Annotated in this window: 18 protein-coding genes; 9 read left to right on the forward strand and 9 right to left on the reverse strand. The window is 69.1% G+C overall.

Annotated features, from left to right (window positions below; genetic code table 11):
* Window positions 1-96: 96 nt before the first annotated feature.
* Together CBM2594_RS22020 and CBM2594_RS22025 are read right to left on the reverse strand one after the other, a co-directional pair.
* A complete protein-coding gene (locus tag CBM2594_RS22020) occupies window positions 97-3,912 on the reverse strand; it encodes an autotransporter outer membrane beta-barrel domain-containing protein (protein WP_116358885.1) in 3,816 nt (1,271 codons plus the stop codon).
* A 301-nt stretch (window positions 3,913-4,213) separates the two neighbouring features.
* On the reverse strand, window positions 4,214-5,380 hold the full coding sequence (locus tag CBM2594_RS22025; protein WP_116358886.1) for an acyl-CoA dehydrogenase family protein: 1,167 nt from the start codon (window positions 5,378-5,380) through the stop codon (window positions 4,214-4,216).
* Window positions 5,381-5,644: 264 nt separating this feature from the next.
* Between CBM2594_RS22025 and CBM2594_RS22030 the strand changes: the two genes are divergently transcribed.
* The 3 genes from CBM2594_RS22030 to CBM2594_RS22040 are packed head-to-tail and all read left to right on the forward strand — an operon-like array spanning window position 5,645 to window position 9,785.
* On the forward strand, window positions 5,645-6,964 hold the full coding sequence (locus CBM2594_RS22030) for an acetyl-CoA hydrolase/transferase C-terminal domain-containing protein (protein ID WP_116358887.1): 1,320 nt from the start codon (window positions 5,645-5,647) through the stop codon (window positions 6,962-6,964).
* A 35-nt stretch (window positions 6,965-6,999) separates the two neighbouring features.
* The gene (locus tag CBM2594_RS22035; RefSeq protein ID WP_116358888.1) at window positions 7,000-8,208 is read left to right on the forward strand and encodes an acetyl-CoA C-acetyltransferase; all 1,209 of its coding nucleotides are present in this window, start codon (window positions 7,000-7,002) and stop codon (window positions 8,206-8,208) included.
* 44 nt (window positions 8,209-8,252) lie between these two features.
* Window positions 8,253-9,785 (forward strand): class I adenylate-forming enzyme family protein, encoded by a 1,533-nt coding sequence (locus CBM2594_RS22040; protein ID WP_116358889.1) that lies wholly within the window; start codon window positions 8,253-8,255, stop codon window positions 9,783-9,785.
* 10 nt (window positions 9,786-9,795) lie between these two features.
* Here CBM2594_RS22040 and CBM2594_RS22045 read toward each other — a convergent pair whose 3' ends face one another.
* The 3 genes from CBM2594_RS22045 to CBM2594_RS22055 all read right to left on the reverse strand — a co-directional run bounded on the left by CBM2594_RS22045 (window position 9,796) and on the right by CBM2594_RS22055 (window position 12,390).
* Window positions 9,796-10,698, reverse strand: a complete 903-nt coding sequence (locus CBM2594_RS22045) for a LysR family transcriptional regulator (RefSeq protein WP_116358890.1) — start codon at window positions 10,696-10,698, stop codon at window positions 9,796-9,798.
* Window positions 10,699-10,774: 76 nt separating this feature from the next.
* Window positions 10,775-11,347: an AraC family transcriptional regulator gene (locus CBM2594_RS22050; RefSeq protein WP_232346712.1), complete on the reverse strand. Its 573-nt coding sequence runs from the start codon at window positions 11,345-11,347 to the stop codon at window positions 10,775-10,777.
* A 134-nt stretch (window positions 11,348-11,481) separates the two neighbouring features.
* On the reverse strand, window positions 11,482-12,390 hold the full coding sequence (locus tag CBM2594_RS22055) for a LysR family transcriptional regulator (RefSeq protein WP_116358892.1): 909 nt from the start codon (window positions 12,388-12,390) through the stop codon (window positions 11,482-11,484).
* A 128-nt stretch (window positions 12,391-12,518) separates the two neighbouring features.
* Between CBM2594_RS22055 and CBM2594_RS22060 the strand changes: the two genes are divergently transcribed.
* Window positions 12,519-13,700, forward strand: coding sequence for a M20 aminoacylase family protein (locus CBM2594_RS22060; RefSeq protein WP_116358893.1), 1,182 nt, complete (start codon window positions 12,519-12,521; stop codon window positions 13,698-13,700).
* A 23-nt stretch (window positions 13,701-13,723) separates the two neighbouring features.
* Window positions 13,724-14,734, forward strand: a complete 1,011-nt coding sequence (locus CBM2594_RS22065; protein WP_116358894.1) for a tripartite tricarboxylate transporter substrate binding protein — start codon at window positions 13,724-13,726, stop codon at window positions 14,732-14,734.
* A 24-nt stretch (window positions 14,735-14,758) separates the two neighbouring features.
* On the opposite strand, the gene CBM2594_RS22070 is transcribed toward CBM2594_RS22065, so the two are convergent.
* Entirely contained in the window at window positions 14,759-16,258 is a 1,500-nt protein-coding gene (locus tag CBM2594_RS22070; protein ID WP_116358895.1) for a PQQ-dependent sugar dehydrogenase, read from the reverse strand.
* 184 nt (window positions 16,259-16,442) lie between these two features.
* Here CBM2594_RS22070 and CBM2594_RS22075 point away from each other — a divergent pair, with 184 nt between their 5' ends.
* The gene (locus CBM2594_RS22075) at window positions 16,443-17,090 is read left to right on the forward strand and encodes a uracil-DNA glycosylase family protein (protein WP_116358896.1); all 648 of its coding nucleotides are present in this window, start codon (window positions 16,443-16,445) and stop codon (window positions 17,088-17,090) included.
* Between the two features lie 24 nt (window positions 17,091-17,114).
* On the opposite strand, the gene CBM2594_RS22080 is transcribed toward CBM2594_RS22075, so the two are convergent.
* Together CBM2594_RS22080 and CBM2594_RS22085 are read right to left on the reverse strand one after the other, a co-directional pair.
* Entirely contained in the window at window positions 17,115-18,107 is a 993-nt protein-coding gene (locus tag CBM2594_RS22080; RefSeq protein ID WP_116358897.1) for a tripartite tricarboxylate transporter substrate-binding protein, read from the reverse strand.
* A gap of 33 nt (window positions 18,108-18,140) precedes the next feature.
* On the reverse strand, window positions 18,141-19,640 hold the full coding sequence (locus CBM2594_RS22085; protein ID WP_116358898.1) for a M81 family metallopeptidase: 1,500 nt from the start codon (window positions 19,638-19,640) through the stop codon (window positions 18,141-18,143).
* A gap of 282 nt (window positions 19,641-19,922) precedes the next feature.
* Here CBM2594_RS22085 and CBM2594_RS22090 point away from each other — a divergent pair, with 282 nt between their 5' ends.
* The gene (locus CBM2594_RS22090) at window positions 19,923-20,930 is read left to right on the forward strand and encodes a LysR family transcriptional regulator (protein ID WP_116358899.1); all 1,008 of its coding nucleotides are present in this window, start codon (window positions 19,923-19,925) and stop codon (window positions 20,928-20,930) included.
* Window positions 20,931-20,949: 19 nt separating this feature from the next.
* Here the strand turns inward: CBM2594_RS22090 and CBM2594_RS22095 are convergent, their stop codons facing one another.
* Window positions 20,950-21,774 (reverse strand): IclR family transcriptional regulator, encoded by an 825-nt coding sequence (locus CBM2594_RS22095; RefSeq protein WP_116358900.1) that lies wholly within the window; start codon window positions 21,772-21,774, stop codon window positions 20,950-20,952.
* A 132-nt stretch (window positions 21,775-21,906) separates the two neighbouring features.
* Here CBM2594_RS22095 and CBM2594_RS22100 point away from each other — a divergent pair, with 132 nt between their 5' ends.
* Together CBM2594_RS22100 and CBM2594_RS22105 are read left to right on the forward strand one after the other, a co-directional pair.
* The gene (locus CBM2594_RS22100; RefSeq protein WP_116358901.1) at window positions 21,907-23,562 is read left to right on the forward strand and encodes a GMC family oxidoreductase; all 1,656 of its coding nucleotides are present in this window, start codon (window positions 21,907-21,909) and stop codon (window positions 23,560-23,562) included.
* A 128-nt stretch (window positions 23,563-23,690) separates the two neighbouring features.
* Window positions 23,691-25,019 (forward strand): MFS transporter, encoded by a 1,329-nt coding sequence (locus CBM2594_RS22105; RefSeq protein ID WP_116358902.1) that lies wholly within the window; start codon window positions 23,691-23,693, stop codon window positions 25,017-25,019.
* The last annotated feature ends 44 nt before the right edge of the window (window positions 25,020-25,063 follow it).

The raw sequence follows: 25,063 nt of genomic DNA on the forward strand, positions 1-25,063 counted from the left end.
CCAAAAAAACCGCTGCCCATGGCAGCAGGTTTCTTGATGTGACGGTTCAGGATCAGGGCCGGATCACCACCGGGGGACTGCCGCCCGGGCCGAAACCTAGAACAGGTAGCGCGCCCCCGCATTGAACAGCCACCCCTGTACCCCGCCACTGCCCATCTGATGCTGGTACGAGACCCGGCCATAGAGCGACAGCCGCCCCGTCGGCATCCCGTTGACCCCGATCGACAGCTGGTAGGCATCGCCCAGTTTCCCGGACTCGAACTGCACCTCGCCGACGTGCACATTGGTGCCACCGGTGAACGCGTGGAACAGGTCGAAGCCCAGGTATGGTGTCAGGCGGCCGCCCGCGACCGCAATGGGGCGGGTCAGGCGCACCCCGGCGCGGCCCAGCAGCTGGTTCTGCGAGCCGATGTTGACCTCGAGGTCGTCGATGTCGATATCGTTGCGGAAGCTCACATGCTGGCCGATCAGCTGCAACTGCGGCTCGAGGTTCAGGCCGTATGGCATGGCAAACGGATAGCCGGCCTCGATCGACGCGGCAAACAGGCTGCCATCCATCGAACTGGCCCGGCCGCGCGCCTGCGTCGAGACGTCGCCATTGAACCAGCCGCCTGACAGGATGCCGTCGACATACCAGCCCTGCTGGCTTTGATAGGTGCCGTAGCCGCTGACCCGGTAGATGGTGGCGCGGGTGCGGCTCTGTCCGTCGACGGCGTGCGGCGTAAAGTGCAGCCATCCGATCGAGCCGGCCAGGCCGAAGCGCCACAGGCCGGCCTCGTCCTGCTGGCGGAACAGGTTGCCGCCAAGCTGGATGGCCGCGTAGTCGCCGCTGGCGTCGTAGCCGTAGCGTTCGAACGGCCGGTTGCTGGTGTAGCGGAAATCGCCGCCATAGGCGCGGAAGAACATTTCGCCGGGCCCCTGGTCGCGCGCCAGCGTGCGGTCGTCGCGCACTTCGCCGAGGCGCCGGTGCAGGGTGTCGAGGTCGAGCACGCCCGCGTGCAGGAATGCGGCCGGCGCGCTCAGGTAGGACGCCACCTGCGGCGCCACCGCGGGCCGGGCATCGGGCGGCAGCGGCTGGTCGGGATCGGGCACCACCGGGCCGTCGGGCTCGACATAGGCGCTTTGCAGGCGGTAGTCCCAGTACGCCGAGGCATTGCCCACCAGCGACGCATTGGCATCGGCGGCGCTGATCGGCGACCCCGGGCCATAGGCGTTCAGCCGGTAGGCGTAGGGCGAATTGGCCGCCGTGACATAGCCGCCCTTCAGCGCGAAAGCGTCCGGCGTGGAGGCGCCGGCGACCTGGACCACCGAAATGCCTTCGCTGGCATTGACCACGCCCGCCGGCGAGGTGATCGCGCCCGGGCTGGTGGCGACGGGCTTGATCTGAATGGTGGTGGTGCCGCTTGCCGTGCCCTGGACCAGCAGGCGATCGGTGAACTGCTGCGCCAGGCTGCCGCCGGCGTCGAGAAAGGTGTTCAGGGCCACCACGCCGCCGCTGCCGGAGTACTCGCCCCGGACGGTGACGGTGTGGTACGCGTTGCCGGGAATCGGGCTGGCCCGCAGCGAGCGCCGCCGGCCCAGCGGCAGGCCGGGTGCGGCTTGCACGTCGATCACGCTGCTGTCATTGCCAAGATTGGTCAGCACCGAACTGGCCGTCACGTTCCAGCGGCTGCCCTGTGAGAGATTCAGCGTGGACCGGCTGTCGCTGCCCGTGACGGCGGCGCCGGTCAGTGTCGAAGCGCTGGCGTTCATCGTCACCACGCCCGGGACCGTGACCGGCGTGCCGCTGGACGCATCCTGCCGGCCCAGCACCTGCAACGCCGCCACGCCTTGAATGGTGGCATTGGTCGCCGCGATGGTGGAGGATCCGCCCGCGACGCTGATCGCCGCGCCGGCGTCGGACACCACCGAACTGTCCGCAAGAGTCACGGTTTCGGTCGTGTTCAGCGGCTGTCCCAGCAACGGCAGCGGCGGTGCCGACGACACCGGCGCCGGCGAGCCGTCATCGTTGGGCGGCGCCACCGGCCCCGGTGCCGGCGCTGCGTTGGCAATGGCGGCGGCTGAGGCCGCGTCCGCAACGCCAAGCAGATGGATGCCCGCCGCATCGGCGCCGGCGGCGTGCAACGATGCGCCCGTGGCGCTGAAGCGGCCGCCCGCACTGATCCGCACCGCATGGGCACCCGCGCCGCCGGTATTGACCGCCACGCCTGCGCCCTGCGCGTTGCGCGCGAGCGCGACCGTGGCGTCGTTGATATAGATGCCGTGGGCATTGGCGGCAGTGCCGGTATCGACGCGGCCGCCCGCCAGGTTCAGCGTGGTGCCTTGCCAGGCATAGATGCCCATGCCGCCGCCGCTGGCGGCGATATCGAAGTTGCTGCCGGCATAGGCGCTGGTGCCGCCCTCAAACACCGCCCCGTGCGCGCCGGCGCCCGCGGTGCGCACCACCATGCCATCGATCTGTGCCGACGGCGCACCGATCAGCCGCAGGCCATAGGCGTTCTGGCCCTGCGTGGCCAGCGTGAGATTGCGCGCCTGCAAGGTGGTACCGTTGTACGCGTAGATGGCGTGGTCGTCCGCCGTGGCGGTGCTGACCGAGACATCGGTCAGGTCCAGCGCCGATGCCACGGCCTGCACGCCGCGCGTGGCACCGCTTGCGCTGGTGATCGCCGTGCCGGTGGCGCGCAGCGTCGCGCCATCGTTCAGGTAGATGCCATAGGTGCCGCCGAACACCGTGCCGCGGGTCAGTTCCACCGTGGTGCCGACGGCGTAGATCCCCACTGCGGCGGCGCTGGAGATCGCCGTATCGGTGGCGCGCAGCGTGCCCCCGCCATTGACGTAGGCGCCATGGCCACTGACCCGGGCACCGCTGAGGGCGCCGCCGGTCATCGTCAGCGACGATCCGGCGCCGTTGATCCAGGCGCCAATGCTGGAGTCGCCCTGCGCGGCGAACTGGCTCTCGCTGGCCACCGCAGTAGCGCCGCCGGCAACGTACAGGCCCCGGGCGCTTGCGCCGGTGGTCGTCACCGTGGTCGCCTGCATGTTCAACGTGCCGCTGCTGACGAAGATGCCATGCGCGTTGGCGCCTTGCGTGGTCACATCGGTACCGGCCATCGCGCCGGTCGCGCCGTTTATCACGACCCCGCTGGCGCCGGCGAGGCTGGTGTTCACGCTGCCGCCGCTGGTTTCGAGCCTGGCGCCGGCCGTGGCATAAATGCCGTAGACATTGGCCGCCTGCACCGTGACATCGGTGTTGGTGAGCTTCACCGACGCATTGTTCCAGGCGAGCACGCCATGCCCGCTGCCCGTGGTCAGCAGCGTGGAATCCCGCACGTCGACCGACGCAAACCCGCCATAGGCGTTGATCGCGTGGGCACCCGGGCCATCGGCCGACATGACCATGCGCGCGCCGGTGAAGAGCGAGGGGCCGGTCTCGCCGGGAACATAGACGCCGTCGACGCCCTGGCCGTGGCCACGCACATAGGTCAGCCGGCCCGGAATGCTGCTGCCCACCACGGTCAGCGTGCCGTTGGCCACGTATAGTGCCGTGTTGGGCGCGCCAAAGCGATAGTCCGACTCGATGACAATGTCGCCCGGTGACGGGCCGAGGTCGGGATTGATGGTGGCCGAGCCTTGCCTGGATACGGACACCCCGGCGCCGCCGAAGCCTGTCGGATATGGCGGCTTCGGGTAGATCGTGGTGCTGCCCTGGATGACACCGTCGGTGCCGAAGAACTGGAACGCCGTACCGTAGGCTCCGGGTCCGTAGGTGCCCGACGGCGTGACATTGGATTGCGCCTGCACGCCCCCGGCGTACACCAGTCCTGCCACCACGCCTGCCAGCGGCGTCAGCCGGAAATGCATGCCGGCATCCCGCTTGCGGACAACGCCGGGGCGATTCTGCTGCTGCGACATAGTGCTTATCCTTGACGGACGCTACAGTGTCCCGAAGCCAGCAGCACCGGCAGCCAGGCGCAGGCGGCCCCCGCCAAACCGGTGAATCAGCTCAGGGATCGGTGCCGGGAGTCGGCCGGTGGCGCGGAACCAAGGCTCCGCATTCGCCACATGTAGCTTGCACTACCAGAACGCCAAAAATCAATTTACTGTTTCTTGTCTGCCAATTAAGTTATTTTTCGCAGAGAGCCGACCATCAGTGGCCCGCCCCGGCAGCAGGATGGAACACCGCCGGCCTCGTTGCGAGGCGGCGGCGTCCCGCTCAGAACGAGCGCGGCAGCCCCAGCACGTGTTCCGCGACGAACGAGTAGATCAGGTTGGTCGAGATCGGCGCCACCTGGTACAGGCGGGTTTCGCGGAACTTGCGCTCGATGTCGTATTCGCAGGCGAAGCCGAAGCCGCCGTGGAACTGCAGGCAGGCGTTGCCGGCCTCCCAGCTGGCCTTGGCGGCCAGGTACTTGGCCATGTTGGCCTGCGCGCCCATGGACTCGTGCTTGTCGAACAGTTCGCAGGCCTTCCAGCGCATCAGGTTGGCCGCCTCCAGCTCGATGAAGGACTCGGCGATGGGGAACTGCACGCCCTGGTTCTGGCCGATGGGGCGACCGAACACTTCACGCTCCTTCACGTACTTCGTGACCCGGTCCATGAACCAGTAGCCGTCGCCGATGCACTCGGCGGCAATCAGCGTGCGCTCGGCATTGAGGCCATCGAGGATGTACTTGAAGCCCTTGCCCTCTTCGCCGATCAGGTTTTCCTCGGGGATTTCCAGGTCCTCGAAGAACAGCTCGTTGGTCTCGTGGTTGACCATGTTGGGGATGGGGCGCACGGTCAGGCCCTTCTTCTGCGCCTCGTGCAGGTCGACCATGAAGATCGACATGCCCTCGCTCTTCTTCTTCACCTCGGCCAGCGGCGTGGTGCGCGCCAGCAGGATCATGAAGTCGCTGTGCTGCACGCGACTGATCCACACCTTCTGCCCGTTGACGACGTAGCGGCCGTCCTTCTTCACCGCCGAGGTCTTGATCTTGGTGGTGTCGGTGCCGGTGGTGGGCTCGGTCACGCCCATCGACTGCAGGCGCCATTCGCCCGAGGCGATCTTCGGCAGGTACTTTTCCTTCTGCGCCGTCGAGCCGTGCCGCAGCAGCGTGCCCATGTTGTACATCTGGCCGTGGCAGGCGCCGGAATTGCCGCCGCAGCGGTTGATCTCTTCCATGATGACCGAGGCTTCGGTCAGCCCCAGTCCGGAGCCGCCGTATTCCTGCGGAATCAGCGCCGCAAGCCAGCCGGCCGCGGTCAGCGCATTGACGAAGGCCTCGGGATAGGCGCGCTGTTCATCCACCTTGCGAAAGTACTCGTCGGGGAACTCCGCGCACAGCGCGCGGATGGCATCGCGGATTTCGTGGAAGTTGTTCGATAGGGTCTGTTCGATCATGGCGCTGCCTTGCGGTCTGTAGGTGGCGTCCGGGATCCGGCGGCTCGCCGGCGCCCGGTTGATAGCCGCAATGGTCGCGGCGTTCCGCCGGCAGGACAATCAGCCTTTCCGAAAGCGCGCCTTCCGCGCGGCTTAAGTCGGGGCCGGCGGCGTGTTTCGGCATCGCCAAAGCCGGCCATTGGCATTGTCAAATAGCGCAAACGCAGCTTTGGCCACATGCTCTGGGCTATCCGGCACTGGCCGGCCGAACCTTGCCTTGTGGACATGCACGACCTGGCCTCCCGACTGCAAACCCTGATCCGCCCCGGCGACCACCTCTGGTGGGGCCAAGCCACCGCCGAGCCGCTGACGCTGACGCGCGCGCTGGTGGAGCACCGCCATGCGCTCGCCCGCGACGGGCGGCTCGGCGTCTTCGTCGGCATCGGCCAGTCGGACACGCTGCAGCCGGAGCATGCCGATGTGATCGACTTCTTCGGCTACGCCGCCAGCGGGCCGCACCGCCGGCTGGCCAGCGCGGGCGTGCTCGACATCGTGCCCAGCCATTACTCGCACCTGCCGGGGCTGATCCGGCACGGCACGCTGCGCGCGGACGTGGTGCTGGTGCAGGTCTCGCCGCCTGACGAACAGGGGCGCCACAGCCTGGGCCTGGTGCATGAATACCTGCCCGCCGCGCTCGACCGGGCGCGCGTGGTCATTGCCGAAGTCAACTCCGAAGTACCGTGGACCCACGGCAGCCGTTATCTCACCGCGGAGCAGATCGACCTGCAGGTCGAGGCGCTGCACCCGCCCATCAGTCTGGAGCGCAGCGCCCCCGGTCCGGCCGAGCAGGCCATCGCCCGCCATATCGCCGGCTGGGTCGAGGACGGCGCGACCCTGCAGATGGGCATCGGCAACCTGCCGGAGGCCGTGGTGGCGGCGCTGCATGACCGCCGCGACCTGGGGCTGCACAGCGGCGCCGTCGGCGACGGCATTGCCGCGCTGGCCGAGGCCGGTGTGCTGACCAACGCACGCAAGAGCATCGATACCGGCATCGGCATCGGCGGCATCCTGATGGGCAGCGAGCGGCTGCGGCGCTGGGCCCATCGCAATCCGCAACTGCAGCTGCGCGAGACCGCCTATACCCACCACCCCGAAGTGCTCGCCGGCATCGACCGGCTGACCGCGATCAATTCCGCGATCGAGGTCGACCTGACCGGCCAGGTCAATGCGGAAGTGGCCGCGGGTGTCTATGTCGGCGCCGTCGGCGGCGCGGTGGATTTCCTGCGCGGCGCCGCGCGCAGCCGCGGCGGCCTGCCGATCGTGGCGCTGCCGGCGACCGCCAGGGGCGCGAGCCGCATCGTCGCGCAATTGTCCGGCCCGGTCAGCACGCCACGCGCCGACGCCGGCCTGATCGTCACCGAGCACGGCGTGGCCGACCTGCGCGGCCAGACCCTGTCGCAGCGCGTGCGCCGCATGCTGGATATCGCTGCCCCCGAATACCGCGCGGACCTGGAGCGCCAGGCCCATGCGCTGCTGCGCCAGTGCGGCGCGGCCTTCATCGCCCTGCCCGGCCCTTCCCGGGACGGCGCCCACCGACTAACTTGATGGTTCACCCGATACCGAATTCCAAGGAGACTTCCATGCGCAGAGCTGCAATCGTCACCCCGCTTCGCACCCCCGTTGGCACCTTTGGCGGCAGCCTGCGCCCGGTGCCCGTCGAAGAGCTGGCCGCGACCGCCGTGCGCGCCGTGGTCGAGCGCAGCGGCATCGATCCCGCGCGCATCGACGACGTCGTCTTTGCCCAGTCCTACGCCAACAGCGAAGTGCCGTGCGTGGGCCGCTGGGCCGCGCTGCAGGCCGGCCTGCCGGTGGAAGTGCCGGGCATGCAGCTCGATCGCCGCTGCGGCGGCGGCCTGCAGGCCATCGTCACCGCCGCGATGATGGTGCAGAGCGGCGCCGCCGACGTGGTGATCGCGGGCGGGGTCGAGAGCATGAGCAATATCGAGTACTACACCACCGATATGCGCTGGGGCGCGCGCTCCGGCAACGTGCGCTTCTTCGACCGTCTCGATCGCGGCCGCGAACGCTCACAGCCGGTGGAGCGCTTCGGCAAGATCTCCGGCATGATCGAGACCGCCGAGAACCTGGCGCGCGATTACGGCATCAGCCGCGAAGACGCCGATGCCTTTGCCGTGCGCAGCCACCAGCGCGCTGCCGCGGCCTGGGAGGCCGGGCGCTTCGATGCCGAGATCGTCCCGGTGCAGGTGCCGCAGCGCAAGGGCGATCCGGTGGCCTTTACGCGCGACGAAGGCTTCCGCCCGCAGACCACGCCCGAAAGCCTGGCCAAGCTGCGCGTGCTGATGCCCAACGGCACCGTCACCGCGGGCAACGCCAGCCAGCAGAACGATGCCTCGGCCGCCTGCCTGATCGTGGCCGAGGACAAGCTCGCCGAACTGGGCCTGACCCCGATGGCCTCGCTGGTGGGCTGGGCCGCTGCCGGCTGCGAGCCCTCGCACATGGGCATCGGCCCGGTGCCGGCGGTGAAGAAGCTGCTGGCGCGCCTGAACCTGACGCTCGACCAGATGGACCTGGTCGAGCTGAACGAGGCCTTTGCCTGCCAGGTGCTGGCCGTGCTCAAGGGCTGGGACTGGCAGGACCAGGACGCGATCGAGCAGAAGCTCAACGTGAACGGCTCGGGCATCTCGCTGGGCCACCCGATCGGCGCCACCGGCGTGCGCATCCTGGCCACGCTGCTGCACGAACTGCAGCGCCGCGGCGGCCGCTACGGCCTGGAAACCATGTGCATCGGCGGCGGCCAGGGCATTGCCGCGGTGTTCGAACGCTATTGATGCCACAGTGGCGGACACTTTGCCCGCACCAGGACGCCTGAAACATGCCACCGGACCGAGCCCCCATTACCCGCATCAGCGACATCCCGCGCCACTGGGCCGCGCACACGCCCGGCCATGTCGCCGTCTTCGAGGAAGACCGGACCACCAGCTATGCGCAACTGTGGGCCGGCATCGAAGACGCACAGCATTACCTGCAGTCGCAGGGCGTGGGCACCGGCGACCGGTTGCTGGTGGTCGCAGAGAATTGCCTGGCGGTGATCACGCTGGTGTTCGCCTTGTCGGAACTGGGCGCCTGGCCGGTGGTCGTCAATGCCCGCTTGTCCGAGCGTGAAATCGAAGTCATCCGCGCCCACTGCCGCCCGCGGCTGATGCTGTTCACCCACGCCGCCTCGCCCGATGCGCTGCGCCACGGCGTGCGCTACCGCGCCCGGGAAATTGCCCCGGCCGGCCTGGGCCCGCTGATGGCAGGCGCCGTCGACGAGACCGCCGCGCGCGAGCCCGAAGCGCTGGCGCGCGACGTCGCCGCGCTGGTCTACACCTCGGGCACCACCGCACAACCGAAGGGGGTGATGGTCACCCACCGCGGCCTGCTGCACTTCGCCGACGTGACCGTGGCCTCGCGCCGCATGCGGCCGGACGACTGCGCCTACGCGGTGATGCCGATATCGCATGTGTTCGGTTTCGGCACGCTGCTGGTCTCGACGCTGCACGCCGGCGCCAGCCTGTACCTGTGCGCGCGCTTCAACGCGGCGGACCTGACCGCGGCGATCCGCGACGGCGCCATCACGCTGCTGCAGGGCGTGCCGACCATGTTCAGCCGCATCCTGGCCCATGTGCGTGCAACGGGTGCGCCCTTGCAGCCGTCGCCGCGCCTGCGCTATCTCTACACCGGCGGCGGGCCGCTCGACCCCACGCTCAAGCGCGATGTCGAAGCGGCGTTCGGCCAGCCGCTGCACCATGGCTACGGCATGACCGAGTACGCGGGATCGATCTTCGTGACGCGCATGGACCGGCCGCGCACCGATTGCGCCGCGGGCGAGATCGTCGCGGGCGCCGACCTGCAGGTGGTCGGCCCCGACGGCAAGCCGGTGCCGCCGGGACAACCGGGCGAACTATGGATCCGCGGGCCGGGCGTGATGCGCGGCTACTACCGCGCGCCCGAACTGACCGCCGACGCGCTGCGCCCGGGCGGCTGGCTCAACACCGGCGATATCGGGCGGCTCGACGCCGACGGCGCCTTGTTTATCGTCGGCCGCACCAAGGACCTGATCATCCGTTCGGGCTTCACCGTCTATCCGATCGAAGTCGAATCGGTGATCAACACGCATCCGTCGGTGCGCGTGTCGGCCGTGATCGGCCAGCCCGCCGCGGACGGCAACGAGGAAGTGATCGCCTTCGTCGAGCTCCGCGAAGGCGAGCGCTTCGACGCGCCAGCGCTGCATGATTATCTGGTCGAGCGCCTGTCGCCCTACAAGCGCCCCGAGCGGATCGTGCGCGTCGCGGCCATGCCGGCCACGGCCAGCGGCAAGCTGCTCAAGCACCAGCTGCGGCAACTGCTCGCGGGCCAGGCGTAGCCGGCCGGGTTCAGTCCTGGCGGCCCTGGCCGTCTTCGACCAGCAGGTCTACCAGCTTGCGCGCGAACAGCGGCAAGGCGTCGAGGTCGGCCACGCAGATCTGCAGCTGGCGCTCGGCCCATTCGTCGTCGAGCTGCACGATGCGCAGCGCCATCGCCCTGGCGTGGCGGCGCGCGGTGGTCTCGGGCAACACGCCCACGCCGACGTTGGCCTCGATCATGCGGCAGGCGGTTTCGAAATTGCTGACCTGCACGCGCCAGCGCAGGTTGCGCTGCAGGTCGGCCGCGGCCCGCTTCAGGAAGTTGTGGATGGCGCTGTCTTCGGGCAGGCCGATGAAGTCGTAGTCGAGCGTATCGATGAAATCCACGCGGCCGCGCTCGGCCAGCGGATGGCTCAGCGCGGTGGCCAGCACCAGCCGGTCGCGCCGGTAAGGCATCACCTGCAGCCCTTCGGTGCGCACGTTGCCGGCGATGATGCCGATGTCGACGATGCCCTCCTGCACCGCGCGCACGATATCCGGGCTGAGGCGTTCGTGCATGTCGATGGTCACGTCCGGATGGCTGACCAGGTAGCTGCGCAGCACCGCCGGCAGGAACTCGCTCATGGCGGTGGTGTTGGCGAACACGCGCACGTGGCCTTTGACGCCCGCCGCGTATTCCTGCAGGTCGCCGCTCAGCTGCTCCAGCTGGCGCAGCACGCGGCGCGCATGGGCCAGCAGGGTCTCGCCCGCCCCGGTCACCTTCACCCCCTGGCTGCTGCGGCTCAGCAGCTTGACGCCGACGTGTTCCTCCAGGTTCTTGATGCGCGTGCTGGCCGCGGCCAGCGACAGGTGCGAGCGCTGCGCACCGCCGGTCAGGCTCTGTGCCTCCGCGATATGCGTGAACAGTTTCAGGTCGACCAGATCAAAGCGCATGACATCCTTCCCGGGCGTAACGCCGGATTATCTCGCAAACCGCGGCGCGGTACAGCCGCGGCCCGCATCGCGCGGCTTACGCCACCGAGCGCTGCCGCGGCATGACGTGCGGGCCGGACAGCCGCCGCGCGGCTTCCAGCGTGACGCCGAAGCGATCATAGAAGGCGCAGTCCAGGTCAACGCTGGCCGGCCACCCTACCCGCCGCCTGGCTTCGGCAAGGCCCGCGTCGCCCGCCATCACGTCGAACAGCAGCCGCATCAGCCGCTGCGTGCGGCACAGGTCGGTCAGCGCGGTCCCCTGTGCGAACAGCGCGCGGCGCAGCTGCGCCGCGGACATGCCGAGCCGTTCCGCGATAAAGGCCGCATTCCACGCGTACTGCGGCTGCAGGAACACCCGCTTGGCAATGCGGTGATACAGGCATTCCGACGGCTGTGCCGGGGTCAGCCCCAGCAGTTCCAGCGAACACGCCGCGGGCTGGGCGCTGCTGCCGTCCAGGCGCAGCGCAAAGGCTTCGAACGGGGCGAGGATGGCGCGCTGGCCGGGCAGCAACACGCGCTCGTAGCCGCGCCGCCTGACCACCACCCGGCCGCGTCCGGCGCCGACCGACAGCGGAAACGCCAGCAACAGCTGCTGCAGGCTGGCGTGCATGGAAGACTGCAGATGGACGTGCATGACGGGGCGCAGGGCGGACGGGAAGCAAACCGCATGATCGCCGCAATCCGGCCGCTGCGCCTCTGCCATTCCCGAACGCTCCGTTCGCCGCCGCTGCAGGCCGCGCCGTGTCAGGCGACCGGAAACGCCTTGACCAGGTGCCGCAGCAGCCCGTCCGCGACCGGCGACAAATGCCGGCCGGCGCGCGTCAGGATGTGGATGCGGCTGTTGTTCAGGATGGGATTGGCCAGCGGCAGCGATACCAGCTGCCGCATGTGCGGTTCCTTCAGCGGCACCGAGCGCGCGGTCAGGATATAGCCCAGCCCCATCGCGGCATACTCCCACAGCACCTTGAAGGAATTGGTGACCAGCATCGGCTTGAGCGTGATGTGTTCGTCCAGCTCGGCCGCCTGCACATGCTTGCGCACGCCGAACGAACCGGTCAGGAACGCGCCCTGGTGCTGCGCCAGGTCCGACAGTGTCAGCGCGCGGCGGCGCCGCGCCAGCGGATGGTCCTTGTGCACGTGCGCGCGGATCGGCGACAGCCGCGAATAGTGCGAATGCAGCCGCGCATCGTCGGGCGGCTGGAACACGAAGCCGATATGGGCCAGGTCCTCCAGCAGCAGGCGCACGGTCTCGTCGGTGCCCGCCACCTGGATGCTGCAGGTGACGTCGGGGTGCTGGCGCAGGAAGCCCTGCAGCACCGGTTCCAGCACCAGGTCGACAAAGCCTTCGCCGAAGGACAGTTCGACATGGCCGCGCTGGGCGTTCTTCAGGTTGTTCACCTCGGCCAGGAAAGTGTCGTTCAGGTCCTGCTGGCGCCGGGCGAACAGCGCCAGCAGCCGCCCCGCATCGGTGGCGACCACGCCGCGCCCGCGCCGCTCCAGCAGGGTCAGGCCGGTGTCCTGCTCCAGCTTGGCCACGGCACGGCTGACTACCGACGGGTCCAGTTCCAGCACGTCGGCGGCGCCGCGCACCGAACCGGTTTCGATGATCTGCAGCAGGCACAGCGCCCGCTTGCGGTCCAGCACGTCTTCCATCTTCCGGCCTCCTGCGCGATTTTCTTATCGTTGCATTTTATACAACGATTTGTCGCTATCGTTGTCATGGTTCCGGCGCACGCCTGCAGCGAGAATGCGTTGAACCACCACCACCTTCCCCCGCCGCCATGACCCAAATCCTGCCCGCCGACCTGCAGCCCTCCATCCACACCCTTGCGCCGGAGTTCGTCGCGATCCGCCGCAGGATCCACGCGCACCCGGAGCTGGCCTTCGAAGAGCGCCAGACCAGCAACCTCGTCGCCGAGCAACTGGCGGCATGGGGCTACGCCGTGCATCGCGGCCTGGGCACCACGGGCGTGGTCGGCACGCTGCGCAAGGGCGACGGCGGCAAGGCGCTGGGCATCCGCGCCGACATGGATGCGCTGCCGATCCAGGAGCAGACCGGCCTGGACTATGCCAGCACCATCGCGGGCAAGATGCATGCATGCGGCCATGACGGGCACACCGCGATCCTGCTGTGTGCCGCACGCTACCTGGCCGAGTCGGTCGACTTCAACGGCACGCTGAACCTGATCTTCCAGCCCGCCGAAGAGAACGAAGGCGGCGCGCTGCGCATGCTGGAAGACGGGCTGTTCGAGCGCTTCCCGTGCGACGAGGTCTATGCGCTGCACAACTCGCCGGGGCTGCCGGTGGGACAGATCGGCGTGATCGCCGGCCCCGCCATGGCCTCGTTCGACCGCGCCACGGTCACGCTGCGCGGGCGCAGCGCGCACGGCGCCATGCCGCACCACGGCATCGACGTGATGCAGGGTGCGGCCAGCATGGTGCTGGGGCTGCAATCGATCGTCAGCCGAGAGATCGACGCGCTCAAGTCGGCGGTCATCACGGTGGGCGCCCTGCAGGCGGGCACCACCTACAACGTGGTCCCCGACACCGCCACCATCAAGATCGGCGTGCGCACGCTGGACCCGCGCGTGCGCACGCTGGTCGAAGAGCGCATCCAGGCCTTTGTCACGGCCCAGGCCCAGAGCTTCCGGCTGCAGGCCGAGGTGGTCTACGAGCGCAAGTACCCGGTGCTGGTCAACCACGCCGCGCAGACCGAATTCGCACGCCAGGCCGCGATCCGGCTGGTGGGCGCGGACAACGTGGTCGAGCGCCCGCCGGTGATGGGCAGCGAGGACTTCGCCTACATGCTCGAGCACCGGCCCGGCGCCTATATCCGTCTGGGCAACGGCCTGGGCGAAGACGGCGGCTGCATGGTGCACAACCCGCTGTACGACTTCAACGACAAGGCCCTGCCGGTCGGCGCCGCGTTCTGGGCGCACCTGGCGCAAAGCTATCTGGTCTGAGAGAAAACCGAGGAGACAACCCCATGGCTACACTGAACCGCCGCCGCTTCCTGCAACACGCCGGCCTTGCCGCCGGCGCATCCGTACTGTCCGGGCTGCCGGCGTTTGCGGCCGACGCCTTCCCCGCCAAGGCCCTGTCGCTGGTGGTGCCCTACCCCGCCGGCGGCGCCAGCGATGCGTCGGCGCGCATCTTCGGCGAATCGATCAGCAAAAGCGTGCGCCAGCAAGTGGTGGTGGAGAACTACGGCGGCGGCACCGGGCTGATCGGCGCCAACAAGGTGCTGGCGGCGCCGGCCGACGGCTACACCTTCTTCCATGGCTCCATCAACGAGGTCTTCCTCGCGCCGCTGCTGAACCCCGCGGCACGCTACAAGCCGCAGGACTTCCTGCTGGCCGCGCCGATCAGCGACGCCAACATCGTGCTGATGGTGCGCAACGGCATTGCCGCGGACAGCCTGGACAAGTTCATCGAGTTCGCCCGGCAAAGCAAGGGCAAGGCGCTGACCTACGCCACCGTCGGCATTGATTCGATCTATCACCTGATGGGCGACGCGCTGGGCGCGCGACTGGGCGTGTCGTTCCTGCACGTGCCCTACAAGGGCGGCGCCCCGGCGCTGCAGGGGCTTGCCGGCGGCGAGGTCGACTTTGCCATCCTGCCCTACCAGTCCAGCTTCGACAGCATGCAGCAGCAGGGCCGGCTGAAGATCCTGACCAGCTTCTCGCGGGCGCTGCCGCCCGCGCTCAAGTCGGTCCCGCTGATTTCGCAGAGCCGGCTGGTGCCGGACTTCGAATACACCATCGGCGGCGGCTATTTCGTCAGGCAAGGCACGCCGGCAGAGCGCGTGGCGGTGCTGCGCAAGGCCATCGGCGAAGCGCTGGCCAAGCCGGACATCCGCGCCAAGCTGGAGGCCGAGGGCCGCACCGTGCTGCAACCGATCGACAGCCAGGAACAGGCGAACCGGATGTTCGACCAGTACCTGGCGCGCGTCGACAAGCTGATCCGGAGCGTCGGCCGCAAGACCAACGCGGGCTGAGGCGGGACGACGCGCGGCGGCCGCTCACGGCGTGCCGCCCGAGGCATCGATCCGGTAGACCCGCCCGCTGTTCGCGGACGTGCCCGGATCGGCCAGCACATACAGCGCCTGCGCGCCATCCACGCCGAACGAGAACACGCTGCCCGGGACCGTGACGTTCCAGTCGACCGGCTCCGTGGCAGCGCCATCGCGATACACAATGCTCTGCAGCGCACCCGTGCAAAGATCGGAATAGAAGTAGCGCCCGTGCAGCGCCGGGCTGGCACTGCCGCGATACACGTAGCCGCCGACGATGGCGCAGCCGCCTGCCTCGTGGCCGTACTCGAACACGGGCAGGGTCTGCCCGCTCTTGTCGCAGTTGGCTGCGCCCACGCACGCGGACCCTTCGGTCAGGTTCCAGCCGTAGTTCAGGCCCGCGCTGGCGGAAGGCGCGATATTGACCTCCTCGCGCTGCTCCTGGCCGACATCGGCGATATACAGCGACCCCGCATCGAACGAGAACCGCCACGGGTTGCGCAGCCCCAGCGCCCAGATCTCGCCGCGGCTGCCGGCCTGGCCAACGAACGGGTTGCCGGCCGGCACGCCGTAGCCCGACGCCCCGCTGACATCGATGCGCAGCATCTTGCCGAGCAGCGTTGCCGCATTCTGCGCGTTGCCCGCCGGATCGCCGCCACCGCCGCCGTCGCCCGTGCCGACATAGAGCATGCGGTCGGGGCCGAACGCGAGCTGGCCGCCGTTATGGTTGGAGAAGGTGGGGTGCGGGATCGACAGCAGCACCGTGCCCGCGGCGTCGGCAAGATCCGGATTGGTGGCCGAGACGTGGTAGCGCGCGATGGTGATGGCGCCGCTGGTATCGGTGTAATAGACGTAGAAGCGGCCGTTGGCGGCATAGTCGGGATCGAACGCCATCGACAGCAGTCCGCGCTCGCCGTCGGTGGTGGTCAGCGCGGCAATGTCGAGGAACGGCGTGGCCAGCAGCGCGCCGTCGCGCACGATGCGGATACGGCCGGCGCGCTCCACCACGAACAGGCGCGCATCGCCGGCGGGTGCGGTCAGGAAGATCGGCGCAGAGAATTCGCCAGGCACCTGCGTCAGCGACAACCGCATCGATTCCGGCGCGCCGTAGGCGACGCCGGCGGTAGCGCCCGCGCCCGCGGGCACCGCGACCACCTGCGTCGGCAGCTGCGGCTTGCGCAGCGCAGTGCCGGTGAGCACATCGGCGGCCGTGATGGTATAGCTGCCGGCTGGCAGGTTGGACAGCGTGGTCGACTGGGCCACGGCCTGGCGGAACTGGCCCGGCCCCGACACCGTGATCGCCGCCGGCGTCCCGGCCGGCAGGCCGGAGACCGACAGCGTCAGCGAGCCATTGCCGCTGCCGCCGCCCCCTCCGCCACCGCCTCCGCCTGCGCCGCCCGCGCTGTCGCCGTCGCCGCCTCCGCCGCCTCCGCCGCCTCCGCACGCCGCAAGGCCCACGCAGCAGGCGATGGTGAATCGGCAAAGCGCGTTGCGAAGTGCGTCGAGCATGGCGGGCTCCTGTGACGGCCGGGGCACCGCCGGGCATGCGGGAACCGGTCCACGGCTCCGCACGACTTTGCGCCGGCCGGTCCGGCGGCAGGGGCGCCTCGCCCCTGTAAAATACGCCATGCGCGCGGCATCGGCCAACTTACTGCGAAGCCGCACGAAAGCGCGCTTTCCGGACATCTGATCCATGCCAGCCAGGCAGCCCCGCCCCGACCAAAACCGCCGTCACCAGTCCACCGCCCTCGACGCCCTGCTGGCCGAGGTCCGCGCCTGCCGCGCCTGCGCGCAGCACTTGCCGCTCGGGCCGCGACCGGTGGTGCGCGCGGGCGCGGGCGCGCGCATCCTGATCGTCGGCCAGGCGCCGGGAACGCGCGTGCACCAGACCGGCATTCCCTGGAACGATGCCAGCGGCGAGCGGCTGCGGCAGTGGCTTGGCGTCGACGACGCCACCTTCTGCGACGCCTCGCAATTCGCCATCATCCCGATGGGCTTCTGCTACCCCGGCCGCGGCAACGGCGGCGACAACCCGCCGCGCCCCGAATGCGCGCCGTTGTGGATGGAGCGCCTGCTGGCGCAGCTGCCGTCGATCGCGCTGACCCTGCTGGTCGGCCAGTACGCGCAGCGCCATTTCCTCGGGCCGCGCCGCAAGCCCACGCTGACCGAAACCGTCAGGGCATGGCAGGACTATGCCCCCGCGTTCGTGCCGCTGCCGCATCCGTCACCGCGCAACCAGCCTTGGTTCAAGCGGCATCCGTGGTTTGAAGGCGAGGTGCTGCCGATGCTGCGGGAACGGGTCGGGCTGGCGTTGCGGCACGGTCCCGTGCGCACGGGCTAGGCAGCAAGCGATACCCGACTGGCCTCATTCGCTGGCCGTGAAGCCCGAGGCCGCCACCACCGGCGCCCACTGCGCGCGCTGCGCCTGGATCAGCTTGCGCAGCGCATCCCCCGGCTTGCCGTTCATCTCCATGCCCAGCGCCGACATCTTGTCGCGCACCGCGGGATCCTTGACGGCGTCGAGCAGCGCCTTCTCGATCCTCGCCACCGCAGCCGGCGGCGTCCCCGCCGGCACGAAGGCCGAGTACCAGCCGGACGCCGCCTCGAAACCCGGCGCCCCCGCCTCCGCCAGCGTCGGCACATCAGGCAGCAGCGCCGAGCGGCGCGTCCCGGTGACGCCGAGGAAACGGATCTTGCCCGCCCGGTACAGCTCCATCTGCCCGCCCACCGCGTCGATACCCAGCGGCAGCGTGCCGCCGATCTCATCGGTCAGCATCATGACGGCGCCGCGATAGGCCGTGGGCAGCAACGGCACGCCGATCGACTTGCTGAGCGACAGCACCCCGAAGTGGATAGACCCGCCGAGCGTGACCAGCCCGACCCCGCCCTGGTCCGGGTTGCGCTTCACCCATGCCAGGTATTCCGGCATGGTCCGATAGGGCTGGCTGACGCTGGCGGACGCCACCAGCGGCACGTCGGCCAGGTAGGCGACGGGGATCAGGTCCTTGTCGGGGTCATAGGCCAGGCGCTTGTAGGTCAGCGGCAAGATGGTGAACGGCGGCGCGGGCGAGATCAGCAGCGTCCTGCCGTCCGGCGGCGCGCGCCTGACGTTTTCCAGCGCCAGCCGCGCCGATGCGCCGGGGCGGTTCTCGACCAGGACCGGCGTGTCGAGCGAAACACGCAGCTTTTCAGCGAGCGTGCGCGCGAAGATGTCGAGCGCGCCGCCGGCCGCGAAGCCGACGACGATGCGCACGGGCGCGTCGGCACTGGCGGCGGTCGCCACGGCAGGCAATGCACTGGCGCCCAGGGCCAATGCCAGCACGGCGGCGAGCCGTTGCAAGGGGTTCGGAAGTCGCATGTGGGTCACTCCGGTTGATGGCGGCGGATGCGCTCAGGCGGCATCGGGCACCGCGTGCGCGTCCAGCGGATAGATCGGGCGGCGCAGGTTGCGGAACGGAAACTGGCTGTAGTCAGAGCTGCAGACACCGGGGCCGGCCACCAGCACGATCTCGCTGGCGATGGGCTCGAACCCGGCGCGGAAGTGCTGGCGCGACTTGATCAGGATGTACTTGCGGCGCGCCAGGTCGATGCCAGCGTGCGTGAACACGCCGGTATCGAACGGCTCCTGCGGCTTCTCGCAGATCACGACCAGCGTGCCCGCGACATCCAGCACCACGGTGCGGCCCAGGCTCAGCTTCATGCCCGTGAACATAGGCCCGGTGACCTGGTAGTTGCCGTCGGTAATGCACTGCACCCGGCCGCTCAGCCGCAGCGGGCGGCCCTTCAGGTCCAGCGCGGGCATGTCGGTCTTGCCGCCCACATCCAGCGTGACCGTCTGCCCGACGCCGGCGGCGATCAGTTCCGCCACTGCGCCCGGGTCCCAGAACGGCCCGGCAACCACGCCTTCGAGCCCCTGGCGCAGGACTTCGCCCAGCACCGTCATCTCATCGGTCGGCCCGCCGGCGCCACAGTTGTCGCCATGGTCGACCAGCACCACCGGCCCCTGCGTAAGCGCCCTGGCGCGCGCGATGGATGCCGCCATCGGCTCGATCGGGAAAACGAAATCGGCCCGGCGTTGCCACGCCATGCCGCAGAGCTCGTCGAGCAGGCGCTGCCCCGCTTCGATCCTGGCAGCCTCGGCCACGATCACCACGGCCAGGCCGGCATGCGGGATATCGGCAAGCGGAAAGCCGCCGAACACCGACGCATTGAGCACCTCGCCATCGCGCTCGGCCGCCATCGCCCGCTCCATGATGTCCTTCATGGGTTGCGCGAGGGGAGTCTGGCGCAGCATGTGGGTAAGCATCGGCAGCGTGCGCCACAGCAAGACCGGGCGGGCCTCGCCTCGCAGCGCCGCCATCAGGGTGCGGGCGGCACGGGCGCCGGTCTCGTACACGTCCACGTGCGGATAGGTGCAGTAGCCGGCGATCACGGTTGCGTTGTCGACCAGCGCGGCGCTGAAGTTGGCGTGGAAGTCCAGCGAGACCGCGATCGGCACCTGCGGCGCCGCGGCACGGATGCGTGCCAGCAGTTCGCCTTCGGCATCCGGATAGCCCTCGGCCACCATGGCGCCGTGCAGGTCCAGCATCACGGCATCGCAGCCTGCAAGTACCGCCGCGACGATGCTGGCCGCCATCGACTCGAAGGCTTGCGCCGTCACCATGCCACTGGGCACCGCGTTCGCCATCAATGGCATCACGAACTCGTCGCCCTGGCGCCGTGCGATATCGATGAACGCGGCCGCGGCGCTGTTGGTGCCCTGGCAGGCGCGCACCGCGTCGTCGCCGTGGAGCGGGCCGTCGGTGCTGCCGCGGTTGAACGCGCTCAGGGGCGTGGCAATCGGCGAAAAGGTATTGGTTTCATGCCGCATCAGGGCAATGACAAAGCGCATGGGCTGGCTCCGGCTAGCGTGAAACGTTCGGTGGGATGCGCGACCGACCGCGCGCGCAAGGTTGCGCCGGCAGGCACGCCGCGCAGGGTCGAGCGCAAATGGCTCATGGCTTCCATGGGTCTCCTCCTGAGGTCTGGTTGCCTCGTGATGGCTTGGAATGCATGCGGGGATGCGCCGAATATATGGGAAGCGTCCTGACACTAAAAGCGAATTAAAGTCGCAGTTTGTTGAGCAAATGGTTAACTTGTAGAATGAGCCGCTCCACCGATCATTGGCCGCCCCATGCCCGCCGAAGCCTTCACCCACGCTCTGCTGGGCCGCCTCAAGCTACGCCACCTGCGCATCATGCTGGCGCTGAGCGAAATGCCGACCGCCGCCGCCGTCGCCGCGCGCTTTCATGTCAGCCCCGCCGCGGTGTCCAAGACCCTGGCCGAGATCGAAGACATCGTCGGCATGCCGCTGTTCGAGCGCAGCCGCCGCGGCCTGCACCTGACCGAGCCCGGCCGGGAGATGGCGGCCCATGCGGCGGTGTTGCTGGCGCAAATGGAACGGCTCGCCGAATCGCTGCAGGCGGTGCGAGCCGGCAGCCAGGGGGCGTTGCGCATCGCCTTCCGGACCATGTCGGTGCAGCCCTTCCTGGCTCGGGCGATGAGCGACTTCTACCGCGACCATCCGCGCGTGGAGATCAGCGTGATCGAAGGCGGCATCGGCGAGCTGGCGGAGCAACTGGTGGATGGCTCGCTGGACCTGCTGTTCGCCTATGACGATCCGCGCCTGTCGCTACCGGGGCTGCGCGCGGCGCCGGTGGTCCCGGCGCAGAAGGTGGTGATCGTCGCCAGCCCGGACCATCCGCTGCTCGCACGCCGCAAGCTGACGGCGCGGGAACTGTCCGGGCAGCAATGGTGCATTCCGGTGGCCGGCTCGCGCATGCTGCACTTGCTGCATGCGGCGTTTCATACGCTGGGCGCGCCCGCGCCCGCGCTGGGCATCCGCACCAGCGACGTGGCCGCCACGGCCAGCCTGTTGCAGGCGGGTCATTTCCTGTCGGTGTTCCCCGAGCGCATTGCCGCGCAACTGACCCTGGCCAAGGTAGGCAAGGTGCTTCGCTTCGAACTCGACAGCCGCGTGGAGCCGGTGGTCGCGGTCTGGAACGAAGAACTCACGCCACGCATGCCGGCGCGCCTGTTTCGCGAACTGGTCATGCGCCGGGCCGGCGAGACCGTCATGGCCGAGCCGGTGCCGCTGCTGGCCGCGCGCGCGGTGGCGGCGGCTGGCGCTCGCAAGCGCTGAGCAGCGCCTTGCAGCCGGCTCAGTGCCCGCACAACACCGCCCCCATCTCCCGCGCCGCCCCCTGCAGCGTCGGCACCGCCTGCAGCAGCGCTTCCAGCGAAGCCCGCGCGGTCGGCGCATGGCAGGCGATCGCGGCGACCACCCGGCCCGGGCCGGCGCCATCGGGTTCGCGTACCGGCACCGCTACCGCGCACATGCCGCGCACGAATTCCTCGTGGTCGACGCCGATGCCGCGCGCGGCCAGGCGGTCGAGTTCGGCGTTCAGTCCGGGCAGGTCGGCGAGCGTGCGCGGCGTATGCGCGGCAAGGTCCAGGCGCCTGAGCATCTGCTGGCGCTCGAGCCGGTTCATCGCTGACAGGAACAGCTTGCCGCTGGCGGTGCAGTGCAGCGGCACATGGATGCCGGGCGACAGCTGCAGGCGCAGCGGCTCGTGCGTCTCCACGCGCTCGACGTAGAGCACGCGGTCGCCGTCGAGCGCGGTCAGGTTGCAGGTCTCGCCCAGCCGTGCCACCAGCCGGGCCAGGATGGCGCGGCATTCGCGCAGCAGCGGCGGGCTCCTGAGCGTCTGCAGCGACAACGCCGCCGCGGCCGGCCCGGGCACATAGCCGCGCTCGGCCGGCATCCGCACCACGAAGCCGCTGCGCTCCAGCGCCGCCAGCAGGCGCATCAGCGTCGCCTTGGGCACATGCAGGCGCTGCGCCAGCTGGGACAGCGTCTGCGGTTGCTGCGCCCGCGCCAGGCTTAACAGCACCGCCAGCACGCGCAGGCTGCGGGCATCCTCCTCCACCGCCCCGTCCTCTGCTGCGGTGCGATTCTGAAACGGGATTGGCATGTTCTGTTTCACAACCGGCGTCTCCTCGCGATTGGGCTTTCCATTCCGGCTTCGAAAAATAAAATCCGGAACAGAACGTTTCAAATTATAGAGGCAAGCCGGGCGGGCCGACGCGCCTGACGGCCAATACAGGAGACAGCGACGATGTCGCAAACCGTTGACTACATCGTGGTGGGGGCCGGCTCGGCCGGGTGCGTGCTGGCCAACCGGCTCAGCGAGGACGGCCGCCATTCGGTCTGCCTGCTCGAGGCCGGCCCGCCGGACCGCTACCCGTGGATCCATATCCCGATCGGCTATGGCAAGACCATGTTCCACAAGCAGGTGAACTGGGGCTTCTATACCGACCCCGATCCCAACATGCTGAACCGCCGCATCTACTGGCCGCGCGGGCGCACGCTGGGCGGCAGCAGCGCCATCAACGGCCTGATCTACGTGCGCGGCCAGCGCGAGGACTACGACCACTGGGCGGCACTGGGCAATCCCGGCTGGGGCTGGGACGACTGCCTGCCCTACTTCCGCAAGCTCGAGAACAACGACCTCGGCGCCGGCCCCACGCGCGGCACCGACGGCCCGCTGAACGCCACCTCGATCGACCGGCAGCATCCGCTGGTCGAGGCCTTCATCGCCGCCGGCCAGGCGCTGGGCCTGCCGCGCCAGACCGACTTCAACGGTGGCGACCAGGAGGGCGTGGGCTACTACCAGCTGACCACTCGCAAGGGCTGGCGCTGCTCCACCGCGGTGGCCTACCTGCGCCCGGCACGCGGGCGTGCCAACCTGCGCGTGGAAACCGACGCGCACACCACCGGCATCGTGTTCGAAGGCAAGCGCGCCGTGGGCGTGCGCTACACGCAGCATGGCCGGCCCCATATCCTGCGGGCGCGGCGCGAGGTGATCCTGTGCGCCGGCGCACTGCAGTCGCCGCAGCTGCTGCAGCTGTCGGGCGTCGGGCCGGCGCCGTTGCTGCAGGACCTGGGCGTACCGGTGGTGCATGCGCTGCCGGGCGTCGGCGAGAACCTGCAGGACCACCTGCAGATCCGGCTGATCTACGAGGTGGCAAAGCCGATCACCACCAACGACCAGTTGCGCACGCTGACGGGCAAGGCGCGCATGGGGCTGGAATGGCTGCTGCTGCGCAAGGGCCCGCTGGCGATCGGCATCAACCAGGGCGCGATGTTCTGCCGCGCCCTGCCGCACGAAAGCGCCACGCCGGACACGCAGTTCCATTTCTCGACGCTGTCGGCCGACATGGCGGGCGGCATGGTGCATCCGTTCTCCGGCTGCACCTATTCGGTATGCCAGTTGCGGCCCGAGTCGCGCGGCACGGTGCGGATCCGCTCGACCGATCCGTTCGAGCCGCCGTCGATGCAGCCCAACTACCTGTCGGCCGAGCTGGACCGGCGCTGCACCGTCGCGGCGGTGCGCTACGCGCGGCGCGTGGCGCAGGCCGAACCGATGCGCGGGCTGATGAAACGCGAGTTCCGGCCGGGCGACGCGGTGCGCAGCGACGACGAGATCCTGCATTTCTGCCGCGAGTACGGCGCCACCATCTTCCATCCTTCCGGTACCGCAAAAATGGGCCCGGCCGCCGACCCGCTCGCCGTGGTCGATGCGCGCCTGCGCGTGCATGGCGTGGGCGGGCTGCGCGTGGTCGACTGCTCGGTGATGCCGACGCTGGTGTCGGGCAACACCAACGTGCCGGTGGTGATGATGGCCGAGCGCGCGGCCGACTTTATCCGCGAGGACGCACGGCGGGAAATGCATTCCGCCGATGCCGCGCTCCCGATGGCAGCGGCCGCCTGAGGGCTGGCGCCAGTCCTGATTGCGAACAACCAAGGCCGGGCATCCATAACAAGGCCAAACCCCGCAGTGCATCCGGCGTCCATAACCATCCTTCCAGAGGACGCCGCCCACCACCAGAGGAGACAAGCATGACTAGCCCCAACGAACAGGCGATCCGCAAGGTCGCGCTGGCGTCCGTGATCGGCGCCACCATCGAGTGGTATGACTTCTTCCTGTACGGCGTGGTCGCCGGCCTGGTCTTCAACAAGCTGTACTTCCCGGGCAACGACCCGCTGGTGGCCACCATGCTGGCCTACACCACCTTTGCGGTGGGCTTTGTCACGCGCCCGCTCGGCGGCGTGATCTTCGGGCACTTCGGCGACAAGGTCGGGCGCAAGAGCATGCTGGTGATGACGCTGATGATCATGGGCGTCTCGACCTTCCTGATCGGGCTGGTGCCGACCTACGACAGCATCGGCATCCTGGCGCCGGTGCTGTTGCTGCTGCTGCGCGTGCTGCAGGGCATCGGCCTGGGCGGCGAATGGGGCGGCGCGGTGCTGATGGCGTATGAGTACGCGCCACCGCACCGCAAGGGCTTCTACGCGTCGCTGCCGCAGATCGGGCTGGCGATCGGGCTGTGCCTGGCCTCGGGCGTGGTGGCGCTGCTGTCGCTGACCCTGACCGATGCGCAGTTCCTGGCGTGGGGCTGGCGGGTGGCCTTCCTGATCTCGGCGGGGATGGTGTTCGTCGGCTTGTATATCCGGCTCAACGTGAAGGAAACGCCGGAATTCGCCGTGATCAAGCAGCGCAACGCGGAGACGCAGATTCCCTTCGTCGACATGATGCGGCGCTACCCCGGCAATATCCTGAAGGGCATGGGGGCGCGCTATATCGACGGGGTCTTCTTCAACATCTTCGGCGTGTTCTCGATCACCTACCTGACCCAGACCATCCATATCAGCCGGACTGAAGCGCTGGTCGGCGTGATGGCGGCGGCGATCGCGATGTGCTTCTTCATCCCGTTCTTCGGCCATCTTTCCGACCGCATCGGCCGCACGCGGGTGTATTTCTGGGGCTCGCTGATCACCGCGCTGTCGGCCTTCCCCGCGTTCTGGCTGATGCTGAACAGCGGCGGCAACACCATGCTGCTGTGGCTGGCGATCGTGGTGCCGTTCGGCATTCTCTACGCCGCGGTGTACGGACCGGAGGCGGCGCTGTTCTGCGAGCTGTTCGATGCCAGGGTGCGCTACACCGGGATCTCGTTCGTCTACCAGTTCTCGGGGATTTTCGCGTCCGGCATCACGCCCATCATCGCCACGGCGCTGCTCAAGTCCGGTGGCGGCCAGCCCTGGCAGATCTGCGCCTACGTGGCGTTCGCGGGACTGGTGTCGGCGCTGTCGGTGGCGCTGATCGGGCGGGGCGCGCGCACCGAGGCGCGGCACGAGAGCACCGTGCCGCTGCGCGGCCCGGCACGCTGAGCGCGGGGCGCACGGCCAGCGTTGCGGCAAGGCGGCAATGTCTT

Origin of the sequence: Cupriavidus taiwanensis, assembly GCF_900249755.1 — a bacterium.
GTDB lineage: Bacteria > Pseudomonadota > Gammaproteobacteria > Burkholderiales > Burkholderiaceae > Cupriavidus > Cupriavidus taiwanensis_D.

What these genes read in the sequence shown, in the direction of transcription:
- CBM2594_RS22020 (WP_116358885.1), bottom strand. Translation starts at nt 3,912, where the DNA reads ATGTCGCAGCAGCAGAATCGCCCCGGCGTTGTCCGCAAGCGGGATGCC.
- CBM2594_RS22025 (WP_116358886.1), bottom strand. Translation starts at nt 5,380, where the DNA reads ATGATCGAACAGACCCTATCGAACAACTTCCACGAAATCCGCGATGCC.
- CBM2594_RS22030 (WP_116358887.1), top strand. Translation starts at nt 5,645, where the DNA reads ATGCACGACCTGGCCTCCCGACTGCAAACCCTGATCCGCCCCGGCGAC.
- CBM2594_RS22035 (WP_116358888.1), top strand. Translation starts at nt 7,000, where the DNA reads ATGCGCAGAGCTGCAATCGTCACCCCGCTTCGCACCCCCGTTGGCACC.
- CBM2594_RS22040 (WP_116358889.1), top strand. Translation starts at nt 8,253, where the DNA reads ATGCCACCGGACCGAGCCCCCATTACCCGCATCAGCGACATCCCGCGC.
- CBM2594_RS22045 (WP_116358890.1), bottom strand. Translation starts at nt 10,698, where the DNA reads ATGCGCTTTGATCTGGTCGACCTGAAACTGTTCACGCATATCGCGGAG.
- CBM2594_RS22050 (WP_232346712.1), bottom strand. Translation starts at nt 11,347, where the DNA reads ATGCACGCCAGCCTGCAGCAGCTGTTGCTGGCGTTTCCGCTGTCGGTC.
- CBM2594_RS22055 (WP_116358892.1), bottom strand. Translation starts at nt 12,390, where the DNA reads ATGGAAGACGTGCTGGACCGCAAGCGGGCGCTGTGCCTGCTGCAGATC.
- CBM2594_RS22060 (WP_116358893.1), top strand. Translation starts at nt 12,519, where the DNA reads ATGACCCAAATCCTGCCCGCCGACCTGCAGCCCTCCATCCACACCCTT.
- CBM2594_RS22065 (WP_116358894.1), top strand. Translation starts at nt 13,724, where the DNA reads ATGGCTACACTGAACCGCCGCCGCTTCCTGCAACACGCCGGCCTTGCC.
- CBM2594_RS22070 (WP_116358895.1), bottom strand. Translation starts at nt 16,258, where the DNA reads ATGCTCGACGCACTTCGCAACGCGCTTTGCCGATTCACCATCGCCTGC.
- CBM2594_RS22075 (WP_116358896.1), top strand. Translation starts at nt 16,443, where the DNA reads ATGCCAGCCAGGCAGCCCCGCCCCGACCAAAACCGCCGTCACCAGTCC.
- CBM2594_RS22080 (WP_116358897.1), bottom strand. Translation starts at nt 18,107, where the DNA reads ATGCGACTTCCGAACCCCTTGCAACGGCTCGCCGCCGTGCTGGCATTG.
- CBM2594_RS22085 (WP_116358898.1), bottom strand. Translation starts at nt 19,640, where the DNA reads ATGCGCTTTGTCATTGCCCTGATGCGGCATGAAACCAATACCTTTTCG.
- CBM2594_RS22090 (WP_116358899.1), top strand. Translation starts at nt 19,923, where the DNA reads ATGCCCGCCGAAGCCTTCACCCACGCTCTGCTGGGCCGCCTCAAGCTA.
- CBM2594_RS22100 (WP_116358901.1), top strand. Translation starts at nt 21,907, where the DNA reads ATGTCGCAAACCGTTGACTACATCGTGGTGGGGGCCGGCTCGGCCGGG.
- CBM2594_RS22105 (WP_116358902.1), top strand. Translation starts at nt 23,691, where the DNA reads ATGACTAGCCCCAACGAACAGGCGATCCGCAAGGTCGCGCTGGCGTCC.